22 protein-coding genes and 1 pseudogene are annotated in these 20466 nt (G+C 55.8%); 11 read left to right on the top strand and 12 right to left on the bottom strand.

Going from position 1 to position 20466, the window contains the following annotated elements:
• Positions 1 to 88 precede the first annotated feature (88 nt).
• The 9 genes and pseudogenes from fliL to lpxO all read left to right on the top strand — a co-directional run bounded on the left by fliL (position 89) and on the right by lpxO (position 6221).
• Positions 89 to 556, top strand: coding sequence for a flagellar basal body-associated protein FliL (gene fliL / locus A936_RS11980; RefSeq protein WP_008458135.1), 468 nt, complete (start codon positions 89 to 91; stop codon positions 554 to 556).
• A gap of 4 nt (positions 557 to 560) precedes the next feature.
• Positions 561 to 1565 (top strand): flagellar motor switch protein FliM, encoded by a 1005-nt coding sequence (gene fliM / locus A936_RS11975; protein WP_008458133.1) that lies wholly within the window; start codon positions 561 to 563, stop codon positions 1563 to 1565.
• Positions 1562 to 1972 (top strand): flagellar motor switch protein FliN, encoded by a 411-nt coding sequence (fliN, locus tag A936_RS11970; RefSeq protein WP_008458131.1) that lies wholly within the window; start codon positions 1562 to 1564, stop codon positions 1970 to 1972. The genes fliM and fliN overlap by 4 nt, the downstream gene beginning before the upstream one ends.
• Positions 1973 to 2353 carry a flagellar biosynthetic protein FliO gene (gene fliO, locus A936_RS11965; RefSeq protein WP_008458128.1) on the top strand — a complete coding sequence of 127 codons (381 nt, stop codon included), beginning with the start codon at positions 1973 to 1975 and terminating at the stop codon, positions 2351 to 2353.
• Positions 2353 to 3093, top strand: a complete 741-nt coding sequence (gene fliP, locus A936_RS11960) for a flagellar type III secretion system pore protein FliP (RefSeq protein WP_008458126.1) — start codon at positions 2353 to 2355, stop codon at positions 3091 to 3093. The genes fliO and fliP overlap by 1 nt, the downstream gene beginning before the upstream one ends.
• Positions 3094 to 3105: 12 nt before the next feature.
• Positions 3106 to 3375, top strand: coding sequence for a flagellar biosynthesis protein FliQ (gene fliQ, locus A936_RS11955; protein WP_008458124.1), 270 nt, complete (start codon positions 3106 to 3108; stop codon positions 3373 to 3375).
• A pseudogene (gene fliR / locus A936_RS11950) lies at positions 3372 to 4164 on the top strand (flagellar biosynthetic protein FliR); the annotation flags it as partial. The gene fliQ and the pseudogene fliR, both read left to right, overlap by 4 nt.
• Positions 4165 to 4506: 342 nt before the next feature.
• Positions 4507 to 5130 (top strand): transcriptional regulator RcsA, encoded by a 624-nt coding sequence (rcsA, locus tag A936_RS11945; RefSeq protein WP_008458120.1) that lies wholly within the window; start codon positions 4507 to 4509, stop codon positions 5128 to 5130.
• 182 nt (positions 5131 to 5312) lie between these two features.
• Entirely contained in the window at positions 5313 to 6221 is a 909-nt protein-coding gene (gene lpxO / locus A936_RS11940) for a lipid A hydroxylase LpxO (RefSeq protein WP_008458118.1), read from the top strand.
• Between the two features lie 107 nt (positions 6222 to 6328).
• On the opposite strand, the gene dsrB is transcribed toward lpxO, so the two are convergent.
• Complete coding sequence (gene dsrB, locus A936_RS11935) at positions 6329 to 6517, bottom strand: protein DsrB (RefSeq protein WP_008458116.1); 189 nt, start codon at positions 6515 to 6517, stop codon at positions 6329 to 6331.
• A 129-nt stretch (positions 6518 to 6646) separates the two neighbouring features.
• Here dsrB and yodD point away from each other — a divergent pair, with 129 nt between their 5' ends.
• The gene (yodD, locus tag A936_RS11930) at positions 6647 to 6880 is read left to right on the top strand and encodes a YodD family peroxide/acid resistance protein (protein ID WP_008458114.1); all 234 of its coding nucleotides are present in this window, start codon (positions 6647 to 6649) and stop codon (positions 6878 to 6880) included.
• Between the two features lie 437 nt (positions 6881 to 7317).
• Here the strand turns inward: yodD and dgcQ are convergent, their stop codons facing one another.
• The 3 genes from dgcQ to A936_RS11915 form a co-directional block, all read right to left on the bottom strand.
• The gene (dgcQ, locus tag A936_RS11925) at positions 7318 to 8985 is read right to left on the bottom strand and encodes a cellulose biosynthesis regulator diguanylate cyclase DgcQ (RefSeq protein ID WP_008458113.1); all 1668 of its coding nucleotides are present in this window, start codon (positions 8983 to 8985) and stop codon (positions 7318 to 7320) included.
• Positions 8986 to 9171: 186 nt separating this feature from the next.
• Positions 9172 to 9351 (bottom strand): YodC family protein, encoded by a 180-nt coding sequence (locus tag A936_RS11920; protein WP_008458110.1) that lies wholly within the window; start codon positions 9349 to 9351, stop codon positions 9172 to 9174.
• A 92-nt stretch (positions 9352 to 9443) separates the two neighbouring features.
• Positions 9444 to 10358 (bottom strand): DUF808 domain-containing protein, encoded by a 915-nt coding sequence (locus tag A936_RS11915; protein ID WP_008458107.1) that lies wholly within the window; start codon positions 10356 to 10358, stop codon positions 9444 to 9446.
• 172 nt (positions 10359 to 10530) lie between these two features.
• Between A936_RS11915 and yedA the strand changes: the two genes are divergently transcribed.
• Positions 10531 to 11448 (top strand): drug/metabolite exporter YedA, encoded by a 918-nt coding sequence (yedA, locus tag A936_RS11910; protein ID WP_008458105.1) that lies wholly within the window; start codon positions 10531 to 10533, stop codon positions 11446 to 11448.
• On the opposite strand, the gene A936_RS11905 is transcribed toward yedA, so the two are convergent.
• The 8 genes from A936_RS11905 to A936_RS11870 form a co-directional block, all read right to left on the bottom strand.
• On the bottom strand, positions 11449 to 11949 hold the full coding sequence (locus tag A936_RS11905) for a very short patch repair endonuclease (RefSeq protein ID WP_008458104.1): 501 nt from the start codon (positions 11947 to 11949) through the stop codon (positions 11449 to 11451).
• A gap of 12 nt (positions 11950 to 11961) precedes the next feature.
• Positions 11962 to 13371 (bottom strand): DNA cytosine methyltransferase, encoded by a 1410-nt coding sequence (locus A936_RS11900; protein WP_008458102.1) that lies wholly within the window; start codon positions 13369 to 13371, stop codon positions 11962 to 11964.
• Between the two features lie 97 nt (positions 13372 to 13468).
• On the bottom strand, positions 13469 to 14164 hold the full coding sequence (locus A936_RS11895; protein WP_008458100.1) for a phosphohydrolase: 696 nt from the start codon (positions 14162 to 14164) through the stop codon (positions 13469 to 13471).
• 49 nt (positions 14165 to 14213) lie between these two features.
• Positions 14214 to 15752: a fructose PTS transporter subunit IIA gene (locus tag A936_RS11890; RefSeq protein ID WP_008458098.1), complete on the bottom strand. Its 1539-nt coding sequence runs from the start codon at positions 15750 to 15752 to the stop codon at positions 14214 to 14216.
• 12 nt (positions 15753 to 15764) lie between these two features.
• Positions 15765 to 18353, bottom strand: coding sequence for a glycoside hydrolase family 38 N-terminal domain-containing protein (locus A936_RS11885; RefSeq protein ID WP_008458095.1), 2589 nt, complete (start codon positions 18351 to 18353; stop codon positions 15765 to 15767).
• A gap of 109 nt (positions 18354 to 18462) precedes the next feature.
• On the bottom strand, positions 18463 to 19578 hold the full coding sequence (locus A936_RS11880) for a PTS fructose transporter subunit IIC (RefSeq protein WP_008458093.1): 1116 nt from the start codon (positions 19576 to 19578) through the stop codon (positions 18463 to 18465).
• Complete coding sequence (locus tag A936_RS11875; RefSeq protein ID WP_008458091.1) at positions 19571 to 19885, bottom strand: PTS fructose transporter subunit IIB; 315 nt, start codon at positions 19883 to 19885, stop codon at positions 19571 to 19573. The genes A936_RS11880 and A936_RS11875 overlap by 8 nt, the downstream gene beginning before the upstream one ends.
• A 9-nt stretch (positions 19886 to 19894) precedes the next feature.
• A complete protein-coding gene (locus A936_RS11870; RefSeq protein WP_157141409.1) occupies positions 19895 to 20248 on the bottom strand; it encodes a hypothetical protein in 354 nt (117 codons plus the stop codon).
• Between the last annotated feature and the right edge of the window lie 218 nt (positions 20249 to 20466).

Below are 20466 nucleotides of genomic sequence, written 5' to 3'. Positions count from 1 at the left end.
CAATAAACGTGTGTTTTCCGGGCTTTGACCGCCCGGAGACACGGGATAATTGCTATTCAGCAGTACCGATACAGGAATAAAGCGTTCAATGACTGATACCGCTATCACGAAAGGCCGTAAACGCGCCATCTGGGTGCCGATACTGGTTCTTATCACACTCGCCGCGTGCGCCACCGCAGGCTACAGCTACTGGCGCATGCAGCAAACGCCAGCCACAGCCCAGGCTAAAACGCCTGAGCCGCCGCCTGCGCCAGTGTTCTTCGCTCTGGATACGTTTACCGTCAATCTGGGTGATGCGGATCGCGTGTTGTACATCGGCGTCACGCTGCGTTTGAAAGATGAAGCGACCCGCCAGCGCCTGAGCGAATTCCTGCCGGAAGTCCGCAGCCGTCTGTTGCTGCTGTTCTCTCGCCAGGACGCCAATCAGCTTGCTACCGATGCCGGTAAGCAGAAGCTGGTGGAAGCGATTAAAACTACTCTGGCGCCGCCTCTGGTCGCCGGGCAACCTCAACAGGTAGTCAGCGACGTGCTGTATACCGCCTTTATTTTGCGGTAAGTCCATGGGCGACAGTATTCTTTCTCAGGCCGAAATCGATGCGCTGTTAAACGGCGACAGTGAGAATAACGACGAGCCGAAGGCCGGGGCGCCGGGCGAATCCGATATTCGTCCCTATGACCCGAATACCCAGCGTCGCGTGGTGCGTGAGCGCCTGCAGGCGCTGGAAATTATTAACGAGCGTTTTTCTCGTCAGTTCCGTATGGGGCTGTTTAACCTGCTGCGTCGTAGCCCGGACATCACCGTCGGGGCCATCCGTATCCAGCCGTATCATGAGTTTGCCCGCAACCTGCCGGTACCAACTAACCTGAACCTGATTCACCTGAAACCGCTGCGCGGCACCGGGCTGTTCGTCTTTTCACCCAGCCTGGTGTTTATTGCGGTAGACAACCTGTTTGGCGGGGATGGCCGCTTCCCAACGAAAGTGGAAGGCCGGGAGTTTACCCACACCGAACAGCGCGTGATCAACCGTATGCTGAAGCTGGCGCTGGAATCCTACAGCGACGCGTGGAAGGCGATTTACCCGCTGGACGTGGAATACGTTCGTTCGGAGATGCAGGTTAAATTTACCAACATCACCACGTCGCCTAACGACATCGTGGTTAACACCCCGTTCCACGTCGAAATTGGCAACCTGACCGGGGAATTCAACATCTGCCTGCCGTTCAGCATGATTGAACCGCTGCGCAGGCTGCTGGTGAACCCTCCGCTGGAGAACTCCCGTCAGGAAGATCAAAGCTGGCGCGACACCCTGGTGCGCCAGGTGCAGCATTCCGAGCTGGAATTGGTGGCGAACTTCGCCGATATCCCGCTGCGGTTATCCCAAATCCTAAAACTGAAACCTGGCGATGTGCTGCCCATCGTAAAGCCAGATCGTATTATCGCGCACGTGGATGGCGTACCGGTCCTGACCAGCCAGTACGGCACCATTAACGGCCAGTATGCCCTGCGCGTCGAACATTTGATCAACCCGATATTGAATTCGCTGAATGAGGAACAGCCCAAATGAGTGATATTAATCAACCGTCCGATGACAATGCAGGCTCAGTGGACGATCTGTGGGCTGATGCGTTAAACGAGCAGAAAAGTTCCGGGAAAAGTACCGCGGATAACGTATTCCGCGCGCTGGAAGGCAATGACATTGCCGGCAACGTACAGGATATCGACCTGATCATGGACATTCCGGTCAAGCTGACCGTCGAACTGGGCCGTACCCGCATGACCATCAAAGAGCTGCTGCGCCTGACGCAGGGTTCCGTGGTCGCGCTTGACGGACTGGCCGGCGAGCCGCTGGATATTCTGATCAACGGTTACCTGATTGCCCAGGGGGAAGTGGTTGTCGTCGCCGACAAATACGGCGTGCGAATTACCGACATCATCACCCCATCAGAACGTATGCGTCGCCTGAGCCGCTAAATGACAACCCAGGCCACCGTCACTCAGCCCAGCGTCAACGCCAGCTCGCCGCTTGTTCAGGTCAGCGGGGCGTTGGCCGGCATTGTTATTTTTATTCTGGTGGCCGCATGGCTGGCAAAGCGCTTTGGTTTTCACGGGGCGGGCGTCGGCGTAAAGAAGTCGCTGAACATTAGCGCCAGCGTGAGCGTAGGCCCGCGCGAGCGCGTTGTGGTGGTGGACGTCGAAGACGCTCGTCTGGTCCTCGGCGTCACCGCCAGCCAAATCACTCACCTGCACACGCTGCCTCCTGCGCCGGTCGCGGATATGGTTGAAAAAGCCCCCGCGCCTGCCGATTTCCAGAAACTGATGAAGAACCTGCTTAAACGTAACGGGAAAGATTGATGAAACGTTTGCTGACGCTCTCGTTACCGGGCCTATTTTTGCTTCTCCCTGCGGCCGCCTTCGCACAATTACCGGGCCTGATAAGCCAGCCCCTCGCCAACGGCGGGCAGAGCTGGTCCTTGCCGGTGCAGACGCTGGTCTTTATTACCTCCCTGACCTTCCTGCCGGCCATTTTGCTGATGATGACCAGCTTTACGCGCATCATCATCGTTTTTGGCCTGCTGCGTAACGCCCTGGGCACACCGTCCGCCCCGCCTAACCAGGTGCTGGTTGGCCTGGCGCTGTTTTTGACCTTTTTTATTATGTCGCCGGTGTTCGACAAAATTTATACCGACGCCTACCAGCCCTTCAGCGAAGACAAGATCTCGATGGAAGTGGCGATGGATAAAGGCGCTCAGCCGCTGCGCGAATTTATGCTGCGCCAGACCCGTGAAGCCGATCTGGCGCTGTTTGCACGTCTGGCGAACACTCAGCCGCTGCAGGGACCGGAAGCCGTGCCGATGCGTATTCTGCTGCCTGCCTATGTCACCAGCGAGCTGAAAACCGCGTTCCAGATTGGTTTTACCGTATTTATCCCGTTCCTGATTATCGACCTCGTGATCGCCAGCGTCCTGATGGCGCTCGGGATGATGATGGTTCCCCCCGCGACAATTGCCCTGCCCTTTAAGCTGATGCTTTTCGTGCTGGTCGACGGCTGGCAGCTGTTGGTGGGTTCCTTGGCGCAAAGTTTTTACAGCTAGCGGAGAAAGAAAATGACGCCAGAATCGGTCATGATGATGGGCACCGAAGCGATGAAGGTGGCCCTTGCCCTTGCGGCCCCGCTGCTGCTGGTTGCGCTGATAAGCGGCCTGGTTATCAGCCTGCTGCAGGCGGCCACGCAGATCAACGAAATGACGCTGTCGTTTATTCCAAAAATTCTGGCCGTGTTCGTGACCATCGTCATTGCCGGTCCGTGGATGCTTAACCTGCTGCTGGATTACATGCGTTCCCTGCTGACCAATCTGCCGAACACCATTGGATGATCCACGTTGACAGCACCCAGTGGCTAAACTGGCTAAGCCTCTATTTCTGGCCGCTGCTGCGCGTGCTGGCGCTGATCATGACCGCCCCCATCCTGAGCGAGCGATCGATCCCCAAGCGGGTTAAGCTTGGGCTCGGGCTGATGATCACCTTTATCATCGCGCCTTCCCTGCCCGCAACAGGGGTGACGATCTTTTCTGCCGCGGGTTTCTGGCTGGCAATACAACAAATTCTTATCGGTGTGGCGCTGGGTTTTACGATGCAGTTCGCTTTTGCTGCCGTGCGTACCGCCGGGGAACTTGTAGGCCTGCAAATGGGGCTCTCTTTCGCCACCTTCTTCGATCCGGGCAGTCGCCTCAATATGCCGGTTCTGGCCCGCTTTCTTGATATTCTGGCGATGCTGCTGTTCCTGACCTTTAACGGCCATTTATGGCTGATTTCGATGCTGGTCGATACTTTTCATACCCTGCCCATCGGTGGCGAACCGATCAACAGCAACGCGTTTATGGCGCTGACCCGAGCGGGCGGTCTGATCTTTCTCAATGGCCTGATGCTGGCCCTGCCGTTAATCACTTTGTTACTAACGCTTAACATCGCCCTGGGACTGTTAAACCGTATGGCTCCCCAGCTATCGGTATTTGTTATCGGTTTCCCCGTCACCTTATCTATCGGCATGCTTATTTTTATGGTAATGATGCCGCTTATTGCCCCCTTTACCGAACATTTATTCGGCGAGATTTTTGATCTGCTCGCGGATATTGTCAGTGAAATCCCCGCAAATTAATAACCCTGATTTTCATACTGCCTCTCTGAGGATATTCCTAAAAAAATATGTTAATAACATCCGCCAAGATATATCTGGCGCGGAATATAAGTTTTTACCTTGCTCACAATACACAACATTCACTTTACTTTAAGAACATTCCTGGCAAATTATAGGCAACTTTCCGGGATAGTGATTTCGCCTTTTAAATTATTAATAATGGTTACCCATAAATAATTAGAACTGCGGAAAATGCGGCGGATTGGCTTTGCCCTGGGACTGACATTGTCACTCGCGGTACAAAACCAGTACAGCTTTCAATCTGCGCTCCTGATTATTACGGGTATAACGCGCTTAGTGAGGGTTTGCTATGTCAACGATTATTATGGACTTATGCAGCTATACCCGGCTGGGGCTTGTCGGCTACTTAGCCAGCCGCGGGGTTAGAAAACGGCATATTGCAGATGTAGAAACGGTAGAACAGCTGGCACAGGCATGCCAGTCGCAGGCACCCAGCGTGGTGTTTATTAATGAAGACTGTTTTATTCATGACCCGGAAAGCAGTCAGAGAATTAAGCAGATCATAAATCAACATCCAGGGACGCTATTTTTAGTCTTTATGGCGATTGCTAATATTCACTTTGATGAATATCTTCTGGTCAGAGAAAATCTGCTGATCAGCTCGAAATCCATCAAGCCAGAATCTTTAGACGATATTTTAGCGGAATACTTAGCAAAAAATGCACAATGTATTGGACATATTAATTTGCCGACACTTTCTCTTAGTCGCACAGAGTCCAGCATGCTAAAAATGTGGATGTCAGGACAGGGAACGATTCAAATCTCTGATCAAATGAACATCAAGGCAAAAACCGTTTCGTCTCATAAAGGAAATATTAAACGCAAAATCAAGACCCATAACAAGCAGGTGATATATCATGTAGTTCGTCTCACCGACAACGTCACCAACGGTATTTTTGTTAACCTCCGGTAGCTGACTTACTCTGCATCCCTACGCCACTTTGGCCGCAGTATTTAATCTCTGACGCCCGTCAGAGATTAAATACAAGTTAAACGACACTATTTCCTGTAACAAAACCGCAACCTTTGCAAAAAAAAGCAGAAAAATCTCACTAGACTTACGCTATACAAGTATACATGGAGAGATTTGTTGCTATGGTAGCCGTTATTGTTCTTGGCATTTTTATTATCAGCGTCTTTTACGCCCACTCCCGCGGTGTCGAAAAACAGAAGTTTTCCCGCCAGCTTTTTGACCACTCGACCTTTATGGCCCCGGTCAATATGTTCATGACGCGTTTCTCGCGCCTGCCGCCTGAACAGCCGTATTTCCCGACCAGTGATTTTCCGGAACTGCAAAAGCTGACGGACAACTGGGAAATCATTCGAGAGGAAGCGCTGCGCCTGCAGGGCCACATCAAAGCGGCAGAAAGCCACAACGATGCCGGGTTTAATACGTTCTTCAAGCGGGGCTGGAAGCGTTTTTACCTGAAGTGGTACAGCGATGCACACCCGTCTGCGCATGAGCTTTGCCCGATCACCACAAAGCTGGTCAGCGAAATTCCGTCTGTTAAAGCGGCGATGTTCGCCGAACTCCCTGCAGGTTCTTACCTGGGCAAGCACCGGGATCCGTATGCCGGATCGGTGCGTTACCACCTTGGGCTTGCCACGCCCAACGACGACCGCTGCTTTATTGAAGTCGACCGGCAGCGCCACAGCTGGCGCGATGGCGAAGCGGTAATTTTTGATGAAACCTACGTACACTGGGCGGAAAATAAGAGCGAACAGACCCGTATTATTCTGTTCTGCGATATTGAGCGCCCGATGAAATGGCGCTGGGCGCAGGCCGTTAACCACTGGGTAGGCACCACACTGATGTCAGCCGCCAGCTCGCCAAATAGCGACAGCGACCGCACCGGCGGGCTGAACCGCATCTTCAAGTATGTTCACGCGCTGCGCGACAGCGGGCAAAACCTGAAGAAGAGAAACCGGAAAGTGTATTACGCGATGAAATATTCGGTGATTACGGTGATTTTTGCGGCGATTATTGTGCCTAGCGTGGTGTAAAGATTGCCGCTCCCCGAAAGCGAGGAGACTGTCCAGCGTTCACCTGATAGATTTCCCCCTCTCCCTTCCAGGGAGAGGGCCGGGGTGAGGGTCATACATCCTTTACCCTACTCTTCGCGCTCCACAAAAATGCCGTCCGGGTGGCCTGACTCATTAAAGAACCAGATCCCCAGCGGATAATCCTCCAGCGACACAAGATACATCGTTCCTTCGTTAAATGGCTCCACCGCCAGAACGATCCCCGAACGCCGCGGGCCGCCATCGGTCTTTACGGTCACCCGATCATTGATTTTCATGGTTATTTCCTCCAGAGACATTGCCTGCCATTGTAGATCAAAAACACCTTGAGCGCCCTTACTCCGGGCCACCTGGCGCATTATCTGAAACGGCTATACTTAAGGGTGGTAGTCAGCGAGGGTAAAGTGATGAAGAGCGTGAAAATCAGCGGCAGCGCGGCGCATCAGACAACGGAAGTGGATGTTGACGCACTGCTTGCCGCCATCAACGAAATTAGCGAAAGCGATATCCGGCACGCCAGCAGCGAGGAACACCCGCAGCGAGTGAGCGTGGATGGGCGAGACTGGCATAGCTATAAGGAGCTGGCGGATGCTTTTGAGCTGGATATTCGGGATTTTAGCGTGAATGAAATTAATCGCTAAGAAAAGCATCCCGGCCGGGGAGCCGGGATGAAAACTTGCTGAAGCAAGAAGCACTTGAAATTCGTTACATCAGGAAATCTGATGTGTTGACCACATTACCTTAAATTTTATTGAATACAAGGATATATTCTTTTCAGGAATGTCTATAACTGCACTCATTGACGCAATCAATTTGAGTCCAATGCCTTGTTAAATCGTTTTTTTAAACCTGATGCCCGCATCAAAGGGCCATTTGAGCGCTGAATAAATTAAGATTTATCCTAAACTGAACGTTCTGATTTCGCCTGCCGTACTGGGGCGAATAAAAAATAAACGCGCCTCAGCCTCGCCCACTACGTGACAAAAACATTACGCTTGCTTTAGCGAGCCGCCCCTTCGGTAACCGAATAAAACATCAGCAGGGCTTATATGATATAGCGGCCACGCCCGACGGGAAATCAGTCCTGGGTGCAAACCTGGTTGCGTCCGTTCTGCTTCGCCTTGTACAGCCGCCGGTCGGCAATGGACTGCAAATGCTCAAAATCATAATCGTGGCGCTCATGGGCGCAGCTCACGCCAAACGAGGCGCTGATTTTGAGGGTCTGTCCGGCCTGCAAAAGCAGCTCTTTGGTATTGATGCGGTGCCGAATCCGCTCGGCGACGGCTGCCGCCTCCGGAAGCTTCGTGCCCGGAAGCAGCACGCAGAACTCTTCCCCGCCCACGCGCCCGGCAACATCCTCTTCCCGAAGGGAGGAAGCAAGCAGCGCGGCGGCATGAGACAACACCTTGTCGCCGGCATGATGTCCGTAGCGATCGTTAATGCCTTTAAAGAAATCGAGGTCCATCTGGATCACAGAGAACGGTTTTTCCTCGCGCTGGCAGTCCAGCGCCATTCCGTGAGCAATATCGAAGAAGGCGCCGCGGTTGTAGAGCCGGGTCAGGGTATCGTAATTTGCGCGCCAGCTCAGCGTTTGCTGCAGCGTCAACATATTGCTCACCAGCCGCCGAATCACCCGCCATGAGATGAACAACATCAGCGTAAAGAGCAGCCAGAGCAGCGTTAGCACAATGCTGATTCGACCAAATTCTCCCTGCACGCCCTCGCCGAGGGTATGCACTTTAATCAGCACGCCGTCAAAGTTCATCAGCTTCGCCCACGTCACGAAACGGCTGTCCATCCGCAGCTCGCCTTCTTCTCCGCTTTCCATGGAGCGGGCAATCTCAGCCTGCTGTTTGGCGCTAAACACCGGCGCCTGCGGCGCGCTGTTCGCCGCGGTGGCAATGAGCGAGAAATGCCTGTCAAACAGCATCACGGTGCCTTCATAGCGATCGTGAGACAGTTCCTGAAGGAATGCATGCATCCCGCTGACGGGAAAATCCATCGCCAGCACGCCATACCAGCGCTGATTCAGATCCAGCGGTACAGCCGCGGTAATAATCTGCCCATTTGGACTGACTGGGTTATAGGTATGCGTCCACTGCAGGCCACGGCCTGGGTTATTTTGCGGCGACTGAGCGCCAAAATAGGGCTGAGCAATGAGCCGATAATAGAGTGACACAAGGCCCGGATCGTTTTCCGGGGGCGTACTTGAGAGGAAAAAGCCCGCCCGCGAAGCATAGAACACGCGCCTTTGCAGGTCTCGCTTGTCGTCGGCAAGCTGCATGATGTAGCTGAACTCCAGCGCCGCCTCCAGCTCAGGATAAAGCCAGCGCTCATCGCGGTCGAGCACGTGGCTGTGGCTGACAAACTCGTCGGAAACGCCGTTAATCGGCATCCCGCGATTAAGATCCAGCTTTAATTGCCAGTAAGGCTGCGTTCGCTGGACGGCAAAATCCGCCAACGCCTGACGTGAAATATCGGTGGAAATAGGAGACTGCAGCGCATAATGCATGGTGTTGCGGTAAAACAGCAGGCTATCAATGCTGTGCTGCAGCTGCCGGTCCAGCGCGGTGGCAATATTATCGAGGCTGTTACGCTGGTTAGAAATATAGGCGGACTCCAGCACCGCCACTTCACGCCAGGTCAGCAGCGTTGAGCATAGAAACACAACAATAAAACAGAGGTTTACCACCCGCTGCGGTCTTTTATAGCGGCTGATAAACCGCTCAAATGTAGTACCGATCAAGGGGGATCCTCCCTGGCGGACGACCCGGCCGCGGTTATCAGTTCCTTCCGAAAACCCCGGAAGAATGAAGTCTTTACAGATTTTGCCACCGCGACAGCGCTTTGTCGAAGCTGGCCTGCCGAAAAGCGCGTTAGTCGAGGATAAAAAAACCCGGCATAGCCGGGTTCCGTTAAAAAACCAGACACATCATGCCTGCTGATGCTCTCTGGTTTCCGCTGGCGCAAGGTCATCCTCACGAAACGCCTCGCGCTTTACGCCGTATCCGTCGTACCAACGGCACTCCACCATGCCACTGGAATAACCCGTGACAATCATGCGTGGACCGCCGTTCTTACGCCGGACTTCATCGCTGACCACATAAACCATAGCCGCCTCCGGCGTTAGGGGTGAAAACCTCTAAAGGTATAGTCAATGGTCAGCGTTTTTTCCTGACTAAAGCGTTATTTTTCATCTCGAACTTAGTGTGAAGCGCTCCCGCGAAGGTGATTTATGCCGTTCACCACCAGCAGCACAACACCGCCCGCAATAAAGCCGAGCACCAGGTTGGCAAGCGTCGGACCGGCAAGCTCAACCACGCCGCCAAACTGCCCCATCCATTGCTCAATGCCGTGATGAAGCACGGGCACCCCGTGCACCAGGATACCGCCGCCTACGAGGAACATCGCCAGCGTCCCGACAAACGTGAGGGTTTTCATTAGCCAGGGAGCAAGAATAAGCAGCCCTTTTCCCACCGCCTGTGCCAGCGCCGCACGCTTATCCGCCAGCCAGTATCCGAGATCGTCAATTTTCACAATCATCCCGACCAGGCCGTACACGCCGATAGTCACCAGAATGGCTATTCCTGCCAGGATTAATACCTGATTTAGCAGCGGCGCTTCCGCCACAATGCCAAGCGTGATGGCGACGATTTCCGCCGAAAGAATAAAGTCCGTGCGCACCGCGCCTTTCACCTTATCTTTTTCAAAGGCCAGCGGGTCCTGGGCGGCAACGGCCTCCAGCCTCGCCTGCTTTTCCTCCGCGCTTTCTTTGCGCTTTCTCGCCCGCAGGCTGTGCAGTACTTTTTCCACGCCTTCAAAACATAAAAACGCTCCGCCCACCATCAGCAGCGGCGTAATTGCCCAGGGCGCGAAGGCGCTAATAACCAGTGCCAGAGGCACCAGGATAAGCTTATTTAGAAACGATCCTTTTGCCACGCTCCAGACGACAGGCAGTTCCCGATTCGCGCGCAGGCCAGAAACCTGCTGAGCATTCAGCGAGAGGTCATCGCCCAGGACGCCTGCCGTTTTTTTTGCCGCGAGTTTGCCCATAACTGAAATGTCGTCCAGCAGCGTGGCGATGTCGTCGAGCAAAGTGAGTAAGCTACTTCCAGCCAAAATATCTGTCCTTATTGATGTCGATACCCAAGAGTATGAAGCAAAAAGCGCGCCGCGAAAAATCGCCGCGCTTGTCAATAAAAATTAACATTACATCAACAAGTATAAAGCTCGCTATCCGCCCACTTTTGGCGTTAACTGTCGGCCTGAAATTGGTGTCTGGTGAGGGATTATGCGAGCTCGTTCTGGTCAATTAGTACCGCTGATAGCGGCGCTGTTTGCGTTGTACATCATCTGGGGTTCAACCTATTTGGCGCTGGCTATCGGGGTAAAAACCTGGCCGCCGTTTATCCTCGCCGGTACGCGCTTTATGCTTGCGGGTTCGCTGCTGATGGGCATTCTCCTGCTTCGCGGCCACAAGCTGCCCAAGCTGCGCCCGACGCTTAACGCCGCCCTTATCGGCGTGCTTCTGTTGGCCATCGGCAACGGCTGCGTCACGGTGGCCGAGCACCAGCACGTCCCTTCCGGCATTGCCGCCGTCATGGTCGCCACCGTGCCGCTGTTTACCCTCTGCTTCAGCCGCCTGTTCGGCATTAAAACGCGCAAGCTGGAGTGGCTCGGCATTGCCATTGGCCTCGCGGGTATTGTGCTGCTGAACAGCGGCGGCAATCTCAGCGGTAACCCATTCGGCGCTGTTTTAATTCTTATTGGTTCCCTGAGCTGGGCGTTTGGATCGGTTTACGGGTCGCGCATCGAACTGCCCGAAGGCATGATGGCGGGCGCGGTGGAAATGCTGGCAGCCGGGATTGTGGCGCTCAGCCTTGCGGCGCTCACCGGCGAACGGCTGACAACGATGCCAGACACCTCCGGCTGGCTGGCGCTGGGCTATCTCGCGCTGTTTGGCTCGATGATCTCCATCAGCGCCTATATGTACCTGATTCGAAATGTCTCCCCGGCGGTGGCGACCAGCTATGCCTACGTCAACCCGGTTGTGGCCGTGCTGCTGGGCACCACCTTTGCGGGGGAAAGCCTGTCGGCGATTGAATGGCTGGCGCTGGGGATCATTATTTTTGCCGTGGTGCTGGTCACGCTGGGTAAATACCTGTTCCCGGCCAAACCGGTGATTGAGACGTGTGAAGTCGAAAAATAGTTAGTCAGTGGCCAGCCTCTGCTGGCCACTGTCGTGTCGCTGATGAATCCCGGTCACGTTAATTTCCGCGCTAAGCCCGCCGCTGCAAATCCACTCTTCTAACCGTTCACACAGCGCCCGATCCTGCATTTTCTCACGGCCACGCAGCGCGCATTCCCAGACAATTAAAACTCGCCAGCCCTGCGCCAGCAAAAGCGCCGTGTCTCGCTTATCCCGCACAACGTTACGGCCTATTTTTTCCAGCCAGAACTCGGTGCGCGTGGCCGGGACTTTAAACAAATAGCAGTCGTGATGATGCCAGAAACAGCCGTGGGTAAAGATAACGCAGCGGTATTCATCCACCACAAAATCAGGTTTGCCGGGCAGTGCGGCATCCTGCACGCGAAAGCTAAACCCGCACTCTGCCAGCAGCCCGGCCAGACGTTTTTCAATGGCGGTGTCACGCGTGGCAATCGCCCGCATGTTTTTACTGCGTATCGCCTTGCTGTGTACATCCGCCATTTCTTTCTCCGCTTAGCGCTTTTTCACCGCTTGCTTGATCACCGGCTCCAGCAGTTTAGCCACCGCGGCAAACGCGGGAACGACGACGGAGTTACCAAACTGGCGATAAGCCTGAGTGTCAGACACCGGGATGCGGAACGCTTTCCCTTTCGGCGCTTCAAACCCCATCAGCCTGGCGCACTCGCGCGGCGTCAGGCGACGCGGCCTGTTCACCTGGTTATCAGGATGGTTAAAATCTGCCTCGCCCAGCGCCATGTCCCAGCCGCGATCGACCAGGATCTCCGCGCCATCTTTGAAATAACGAGCCGACAGCGTTCTTGCTACGCTTGCCGGGTTTTTCGGGTCAACCAGGCCGTAACCAAAGCCGTTGCCCTTGGCCTGATGCTTCTTCGCGTAGTTATAGAGGTATTTCCACAGCGTTGGGGTCAGCACATATTTCGCGTCAACCTCATCGTCCAGCAGCTCGCCAAAGGTCGGGCGACGAGCCGGATAGAATTCGCTCAGTTTCGCCAACGTCACCGCCGTATCCAGTTTCAAATCGCGGCGCGTGCCGACCAGCACAATGCGTTCCCGGTGCTGGGGCAGGAAATTTTTACCGTCGACAATTTTCGGATCGTCACGCCCGGAAACCGCGGCATCAGCCACGTCGTAACCCAGCTCGTCCAGGGTCTGCATGATAATGCGGAACGTATTGCCTTTATCATGGCTCTTCAGGTTCTTAACGTTCTCCAGCACAAAAACCGGGGGACGTTTGGCGGCAATGATCCGCGCCACGTCGAAGAACAGCGTGCCCTGCGTTTCACAGGCAAAACCGTGCGCGCGCCCAAGGGCGTTTTTCTTCGACACGCCCGCCAGCGAAAACGGCTGGCAGGGGAAACCGGCCAGCAGCACATCATGGTCGGGCAGCATGGCCTGGATGTGGGCCGTCGCCTGCTCGTCCGTGACGTCGCCACGGTTGCTGAGCGTCACGTCTCGGATATCTTCATTGAACTGGTGCTGCGTCGGGTCGCAGTACCAGTTTGCCTTGTAGGTCCTCACCGCGTATTTATTCCATTCGCTGGTAAACACGCACTGGCCGCCGATGGCCTCAAAGCCGCTGCGGATCCCGCCTATCCCGGCAAACAGGTCGATAAAACGAAAAGCATAGCGCCCGTGATGCGCCGGCGGCGACGGCAGCATACTTTGCAGCATCTGCACTTCCACTTCGGTTAAACCACGAGGCGCAGACTTGCCGTTATACCAGCGGTTCAGGGACTCACGCGTCCAGTCGCCTCCCACCTGACGCAGGCGGAGCGCAACGGTTTTTTGATCGTAGATTTCAAGTAAACGGCTGACCAGCGCATTGTCTTCTTCTTGTTGAGTTTGTTTGTGGCGCTGTGCCTGAAGGGAGAGGTGTTCTGCTATCGCGTCAAGATCGTTCATCGTGAACCAAAAATGGGAAAAGGGAGTGAAACTGTATCACCGATTTGACCCAGAAAAAATGAAAACAGCCCGCAGAATGGACTGCGGGCCGGAAGGATTAAGCCTGTGATTTAAAACGCTGCAGGACCTGCTCGTCCACCTGCAGGTAGTCGCCTTTCAGCTCGGCGCACAGCTTTGCCATATAGCCGACGAGGAAATCCGCATTGTGCCGCGCCAGCGCGCGCCCGGCTTCGGTTTGCATTGACTCCGGCAGGCGCAGAAGCTTTTTCTGGAAATGGTCCACCGAATACTGCGTATCGTCCAGTTCACGGCGATCGGCCAGCGGATCGTCGCTGTCAAACAGCGAACGCCCCAGCGCGCCGGAAACATAAAACACCCGCGCCAGGCCTATCGCGCCCAACGATTCCAGCCTGTCCGCATCCTGCACTACTTTCGCTTCCAGCGTCTGCGGCGCAATAGCCGCGCTGAAACTATGGGCCCGCACCGCATGGGCTACATCGTCATACAGCTCGCGGGGGAAGTCCGGGAAATGCGTTTCCAGAATACGCAGCGTCTCCTGCGCCGCCTGCGTTGAGGCCAGATGCCGCTCCGGGTGGTTCTTGGGCAGGTTAACGATGTCGTGGAAGTAGCAGGCGGTCAGCACCACCAGCCTGTCCGCCTCCGTCCCTTCCATAATATGCTGGGCGGTTTTCCATACGCGCCGAAAATGCGCCACGTCATGGGCTTTGTCATCCTGCGCCCAGTTCTCAATCAAATAGTTCTCAAACTGCTGCTGCCAGCGGGCAATCGGCATACACGTACTCCCCTTCTCGTGAAAAGCGCCAGTCTGAGTATAACCAGATTTATGACAAGATTATGACTTCCTCGCGGAACACATCCACCACGGCCTGCGCCGTTGCCGCGGCCAGCAGCCTCTCTCGGAAGGATTCATGCATCAGCCGACGGGCTAAAACTGAGAATATCCGCATATGCTGCGCCTGCTCCTGCTCGCTGAGCGTCAGCATAATCACCAGCCGCACCGCCACGCCGTCTCCCCAGTCCAGCGGATCTGCCAGCCGCAGGACGGAAATACTGCTGCGGGAGATCGCGGCAGACTTACAGTGCGGAATGGCGATGGAAAAGCCCAGCGCGGTGGTAAAGACCGCTTCACGCTGCCAGATGGCCTGCTCGGCGAGCGTCGCAGAAAGCGCCCGTCCCTGAACGTCAAGGTTATCCGTCAGCCGTTTAATCACCTCATGCTTGTCATGAAGCTTTTCATCCAGAAACACCAGCGCCGGGCTGAACATGTCCGCTTCCTCGCTCACGGGTTCAGCAGCATACTTTTTGCATTCCAGCGCGTACCAGCGCTGCGCCACGTCATCGGGTGCCGCCAGCACAAACCCGTGTCCGGCGCTCAGCAAGTATGCCCCTGCTCCTGCGGCAAAGAGCGGCTTCGTCGAGGCCAGGCACAATAGCGGCGTCGCAAACGCTCGGGCGAGTATTGCGGTATGGGATGTTTCGCCGCCTGTCGGCATCACAATCCCCCGCAGAAATGGCCCTTGCAGCATGAGCAACTGGCCCGGCGTCAGCACGCCATCACCAATCACCAGCCCGTCTTCATCCAGTTGCGGCAGCCCCAGCCACGGATCGCCGGTCAGTTCGGCCGCAATCCTCAGCCCCAGGTCAAAAACATCCAACTCCCGCTGGCGGAGATATTCGCTGTCGCTTTGCCGGAAAGGCTCCCGCAGTACGTCCAGCGCTTTTGCCAACGCGGCCAGCGTATTGCGGGCGTCATGCTCGTCCAGCAGGCACTCTTCAACGGTTTCATCCTCCAGCAGCTGACTTTGCGCATCCAGAATCTGCGCCGCTTCATCCGCTTGCTGGCTGATATCGTCCCGTAAACGCATCCGCGCAGCCTGCAGGGCGACAATCAGTCGCTGTTGCTGCAGAGGAAAAGGTTCTTCATCGTGCCGCAGCGCTAGCGCGTGGAGATCGATCTGCTCAACAAAAACGGCCTTTGCCAGCGCCGCCCCCGGACTAACGCCCTTCCCTTGCCAAACAGGGGATGCACTTCGGGAAAGGAACACCGGCAGCGGTTGCTCTTCTTCAACGGCAGCGGCCAGCGGCGAATCACACTGCGCGAACTCATGCCCAATAAAATGGCCGAGCGCCTGCCGGGCCGCCTGCTCGTCCGGGCCTTCAATCAGCAACCGGCATTCATCGCCAGCGGCAACATCCGCCCCCACCAGCGCCAGGACGCTCTTGGCATCCCCCTGGCGTGACTTAGTCTGGTTCACTAGCGTCACCGAGGAAACAAAGCGTGAAGCCTGCCGCTCAAGCGCGCTTGCGGGCCTGGCGTGAAGTCCATTCACCAGCGGGCAACGAAATAACAATGTCTGCATAGGGATTGCGCCTTATTCAAATGAGCGAATGAGCCAGGAAACCGGCGTACTTGCTTCGACAGCGCCCGTTGGCGTGGCCGGAATTTCCGCTAGCGTGACCTGATCCAGCGTGCCGTTTGCTGTCGGAGGAACGTTTTTGAGCGGCGTCAGGCCTGGGTTCCAGCCCCTGAGCACTAACGCCTCTTCGTTTTGCGCTTTTTTCAGGGTGCTGAAATGCAGGGGGCTTTCCCAGCTCAAGACGCTGAAGTGCGGCGGGAAGGATTTCCCGTGGGGGTTGGTGCGAAAACGCGACCAGCCAGAATCCAGGTAGCCCGAAGCCGGGGTACGCCACTGCTCGACGGCCTGCCAGAACGCCGGGCTTTGCCCGTTATCCATCGGCATGACGGCCAGGTGAAACGAGTGATGACCGGGTATTTGCGAGTCAGGAGCAGGCAGCACCATGCCAGATGCCCGTCCAGGCCGCCATTCCAGCGAGGGCCGTCCGAGCCAGCCCACGCTGCGGAACAAGGTAATCGCCAGCGTATCAGGCTGCCCGACAGGAATTTCGTACTCCCGCAGCCCGGCGGTCACCACGCAGACGCCGCGCCGCGCGTGGTGCATCATCACCAGGCTCTGCATCGGCCACAGTGAGGCAGGCGCTTCCGTCCAGTTTTCCTGCTGCCAGATCTCGAGCTTACGAGGGATATTGTCACGTTCTATCAGGCCAAAAGGCTGATCGGCAAAATGGGTCGACTGATATAAACCGGTGGGCAGTTCAATCTGCAAACGGTGGTCACGCAGCGTGTTGTTAACGTCAACGACAACATCCAGCCAGGCGCTTTCATGCGGCAGGGAGATGGTCATTACCACGTCCAGCCGGGCATCAAACCGCCTGGCCTCGCGTCCATCGGCATCAGCCGGGGCAGGAATGTGCAGCGTTAGCTGCAGGGTGTCTTTGAGCACGCCGCGCGTCAGCTTGGCCTGCTGCAGGCAGCCTTCGCTGTTAATCTTCCAGTCAACCGTCGGCGGCGAATAGTTATAGTTGTCCCCCGCGTCTTCGCCATCGACCAGCCGAAGGATGTGCGGGTAGACTTCGCCCGTGCGTTTATCGGTCAGCGTAAGCTCTCCGGCTTTATGCTCCAGCCGCAGCCAGGCGTTTTCCAGGCAGTCAATCTCCCCGGCCGGTTTATCAAACCCGGCGGCTTCCCCTTCCTGCAGGTAAAAGGTCGTGTAGCCACAGGCCGGCAGCGCCTTCGCCTCCAGCAAAATATGGCATTTACGATACCAGGTGGTTGTGGTGCTGTTGGAAAGCTCCTGCACCACCAGCGACATGTCCTGAAGCTCTTCGTGCAGCAGTTGCCAGCGGCACGGATCGCCCTCGCTATCCACGATGCGGAAGTCCTCTTCCAGGGTATAAAGCGTGAGGCTCACCTGCGTATCGCGCCGCGCGGGTAGCGGGTTAAAGACCACGATTTTTTTACCCTGCTGGCTCGCGGTAATCCCTTCCGCAAGCATTTTCATGTTCAGCTCAAACAGCTGCCCGGCACTCTCTTTGCCGGACTGCAAACGCCCCTTCACCATCTGGTTAACGCGGTCTGAATTACAGCCGCCGATGCTGTCGTGGGCGTGAGATTGCATCGCTTCCCGCCAGATGTGCTCCACCGCCGGCTGCGGATAAGGCAGCCCGAGCCGCCAGTTGAGCGCCAGCAAGGGCTCCAGCGTCTGGCTGACAAACTGTTCCAGCGAGGCATTAAGCTGCTTGATATCCATTCGGGTAGAGAAAATACCGCGATGAATACGCATGTATTTGGGGCTGAGAAGCTCGCCGCGCAAAACAGGCAGGGTGTGCTCGTCGTCCCGCAGAGCGGCGAAGAAATCGCTGAAGCTACTGCGCCTGAACTGGTATTCGCTCTGGCTGGCATTCAGTTTTTCCAGCGCCCCAGTCACCGCATATTCGAACGGCGACTGATCGTTGCCGTTGGGGAGCAGAAGGTGATTCGCGGCGGAAAAACGCCCCTGTTTTTCCAGGATCGGCGGTAATTTTTCAGCCAGTTCCTGCGATGCCGTAGGCAGCCACTTCGCGCAGCCGTAACCCCAGGGAAGCACGGCGGTGAGCACCTGCTGCCCGCCCTGTGCCTGCCAGCAAAATTCGCTGGTCGGCACATCATGCTCGCACCACCCGCGCCAGAGCACTGCGCTGTCAATGGCGAACTCGCTTAGAAACATCGGCAACTGCGCGCTTTGCCCGAAAGAGTCTGGCACATAGCCCACCGGCATGTAGCTCCCCCAGGCTTTACAGTCCGCCAGCCCAAGCAGCAAATTGCGGGTTATCGACTCCGCGCCCACCACCAGGAAATCACTTTGGGTATACCACGGGCCAATCAGTACCCGCCCGTCGGCAATCAATTTTTGCAGACGAGCCAGGTGCTCTGGCGCCACCTGTAAAAAATCCTCCAGCATCACCGTTTGGCCATCCAGAATAAACGGCCCCAGCGCTTCGTCTTGTTCCAGCCGGGTGATTAAATCCAGCATAAAATAATAGAGCACGATTTTTGAGTCGTTCTCGGTGAAATACCACTCTCTGTCCCAGTGCGTGTGCTGAATTAAATGCACAGTCTTCATAATGTCACCTTATTAGCGGCTGATGAGGCACATTTAAGGCGGAGTTATCCCCGGCATGAAATACCGTAAAAACGCAGCCCATACGGCCTGAAATAAATGAACCGGGCGGCTAGCGCCCTACTTTAAATTTAGGCACGGCAGCCGAAGGTTTATTTTCAACGACAGTTTCAGCCCGAAACACTAATAACGATCCCACGGCAATAATCCCCGCGCCGACAGCAATAGACAGCACATAAATGGGCCATTTATCTACCGCCAGCCAGCCGTAAAAACCCGAAATCGGCGCATGGTTTACCGCACCCAGTCCGACGGCCAGCGCGGCCCCGGTGGCTGAGCCAACCACATTGATGACGATAATTTTGGGGTTTGCCAGCGCGAAAGGAATCGCCCCTTCAGATACGCCAATCAGGCCCATCAGCGTCGAAGCCTTGCCCGCCTCGCGCACCGAAGCCGGGAAGCGCTTAGCCCAGATGAGCGTTGCAACCCCGAGGCCAATCGGCGGGACGATAATCGCCACCTGCGCGGCGGTGTTGGGGTCGTAAATCCCGGAAGCCAGCAGCGCCATGGCGGTGGTTACCGCCGCCTTGTTCACCGGGCCGCCCAGGTCAAAACCCACCATCCCGCCCACGACGGCTGCCAGAATGATTTTGTTCGTCCCGGACATCGCCAGCAGCCAGGTTTCCATCCCGTGATTCAGCGCCGCCAGCGGGCCACCGATAATAAAAGCCATCACCATGCAGGTCAGCAGCGTGCCGCCTACGGGCAGGATAAAAATAGGGCCAGCCGAGGCCAGCGCAGCAGGCAGTTTGACCCAGGTTGCCAGCGCCCGCACGATGTATCCCGCAACAAAACCGGCGGCGAGCGCCCCAAGAAACCCGGTTCCGAGGCTGCTGGCCAGTAAGCCGCCCACCATCCCCGGCGCCAGCCCCGGCTTATTGGCGATGGCAAAGCTGATATACCCGGCGACCACCGGCAGCATCAGCGACAGCGCCAGGCCACCAAATCCGTCGAATTTATGCAGCATCTGCACAATGATGCTCGCCGCCTGAGCGTGGCTGGCATCCCAGATATTTTCGATGCCGTAGAGCGAAGCACCGATGCGCGCGATGCCCATGATCACCGCCCCGGCAATGACAAACGGCAGCATCCATGACACCCCGGTCATGATGGCATTTTTGACCTCTTTGCCGGTCGACATCCCCGCCTCAGCCCTGAATTTAGCCATGTGCTATCTCCGCCTCTATCGCCTCAAACACGGCCTCGCCAAACTTGATAGGATCGGCCACGCTACACTCCAGTTTCATCATGCCGTCAAAACGTTCTTTGCCGGTAATCGCCACATCCGCCGCGAGAATCACCGCGTTGGCCCGGGCAAGATCGTCGGCGGTAATTTCGTTTTCAACGCCCATGCTGCCCTGCGTTTCGACTTTCACTTCATGCCCACGCTGCTGACCCACCAGGGCCAGGGCCTCCGCAGCCATGTAGGTATGGGCGATGCCCGTAGGGCAAGCTGCAACACAAACGATATACATAACAACTCCTTATCTGGCTGAAGAAAGGCAATAAAAAAGCACAATGGCTGAAAAGCGCATTGTGCTTTGGGGGCGAACATGGGCCAGCATCGCGGCGTCTCCGGCATCACCGCCGGCGTGAAGACACATCATCAGCTGATGCAGGCTGGAAATACGGCACAGGAACGAAAGTTCATAGCGTTTGCGAACGGCCAGGCGGCGCGGACGCAGAGCGGTATGTTCCTTTTTTAAGGACGGAGAATGCGAATAGCGAAGTGAATGATATAGAACGCCGGCGCTGCACCAGAGCCGGGACCAATTTACGGCACAAACATTATCCAGCGAATCAGAATAAACGGCGTCGTCTTTTTCCAGTTCGCTCACGCTATTAAACCAGCAGCTATTATTCAACCAAACGCGCGCCCTGCTGCCGAACATCGGCAACATAGTGCGAACAAACGTTATGATTCGAACAATATAAATGTGCATAGTTTTCCCCATAAATCTTCCCGCAGTGTAGACAGTTCGAAAAATAACAAACGTGACTTTACGCACAGTTATATAAATACGATAAACCCTCTTTTTAATGAGGAATAAATAGT

Source organism: Enterobacter sp. Ag1 (assembly GCA_000277545.1).
Lineage (GTDB): Bacteria > Pseudomonadota > Gammaproteobacteria > Enterobacterales > Enterobacteriaceae > Cedecea.
This window is presented reverse-complemented; position numbering and strand designations above follow the sequence as displayed.

Coding starts and splice junctions, on each gene's coding strand:
- A936_RS11900 (WP_008458102.1), bottom strand. CDS start 13,371: ATGAACGATCTTGACGCGATAGCAGAACACCTCTCCCTTCAGGCACAG.
- yodD (WP_008458114.1), top strand. CDS start 6,647: ATGAAGAGCGTGAAAATCAGCGGCAGCGCGGCGCATCAGACAACGGAA.
- fliP (WP_008458126.1), top strand. CDS start 2,353: ATGAAACGTTTGCTGACGCTCTCGTTACCGGGCCTATTTTTGCTTCTC.
- fliL (WP_008458135.1), top strand. CDS start 89: ATGACTGATACCGCTATCACGAAAGGCCGTAAACGCGCCATCTGGGTG.
- A936_RS11920 (WP_008458110.1), bottom strand. CDS start 9,351: ATGGTTTATGTGGTCAGCGATGAAGTCCGGCGTAAGAACGGCGGTCCA.
- yedA (WP_008458105.1), top strand. CDS start 10,531: ATGCGAGCTCGTTCTGGTCAATTAGTACCGCTGATAGCGGCGCTGTTT.
- A936_RS11885 (WP_008458095.1), bottom strand. CDS start 18,353: ATGAAGACTGTGCATTTAATTCAGCACACGCACTGGGACAGAGAGTGG.
- A936_RS11890 (WP_008458098.1), bottom strand. CDS start 15,752: ATGCAGACATTGTTATTTCGTTGCCCGCTGGTGAATGGACTTCACGCC.
- lpxO (WP_008458118.1), top strand. CDS start 5,313: ATGGTAGCCGTTATTGTTCTTGGCATTTTTATTATCAGCGTCTTTTAC.
- rcsA (WP_008458120.1), top strand. CDS start 4,507: ATGTCAACGATTATTATGGACTTATGCAGCTATACCCGGCTGGGGCTT.
- fliO (WP_008458128.1), top strand. CDS start 1,973: ATGACAACCCAGGCCACCGTCACTCAGCCCAGCGTCAACGCCAGCTCG.
- A936_RS11895 (WP_008458100.1), bottom strand. CDS start 14,164: ATGCCGATTGCCCGCTGGCAGCAGCAGTTTGAGAACTATTTGATTGAG.
- A936_RS11875 (WP_008458091.1), bottom strand. CDS start 19,885: ATGTATATCGTTTGTGTTGCAGCTTGCCCTACGGGCATCGCCCATACC.
- A936_RS11880 (WP_008458093.1), bottom strand. CDS start 19,578: ATGGCTAAATTCAGGGCTGAGGCGGGGATGTCGACCGGCAAAGAGGTC.
- A936_RS11905 (WP_008458104.1), bottom strand. CDS start 11,949: ATGGCGGATGTACACAGCAAGGCGATACGCAGTAAAAACATGCGGGCG.
- fliN (WP_008458131.1), top strand. CDS start 1,562: ATGAGTGATATTAATCAACCGTCCGATGACAATGCAGGCTCAGTGGAC.
- fliQ (WP_008458124.1), top strand. CDS start 3,106: ATGACGCCAGAATCGGTCATGATGATGGGCACCGAAGCGATGAAGGTG.
- dsrB (WP_008458116.1), bottom strand. CDS start 6,517: ATGAAAATCAATGATCGGGTGACCGTAAAGACCGATGGCGGCCCGCGG.
- fliM (WP_008458133.1), top strand. CDS start 561: ATGGGCGACAGTATTCTTTCTCAGGCCGAAATCGATGCGCTGTTAAAC.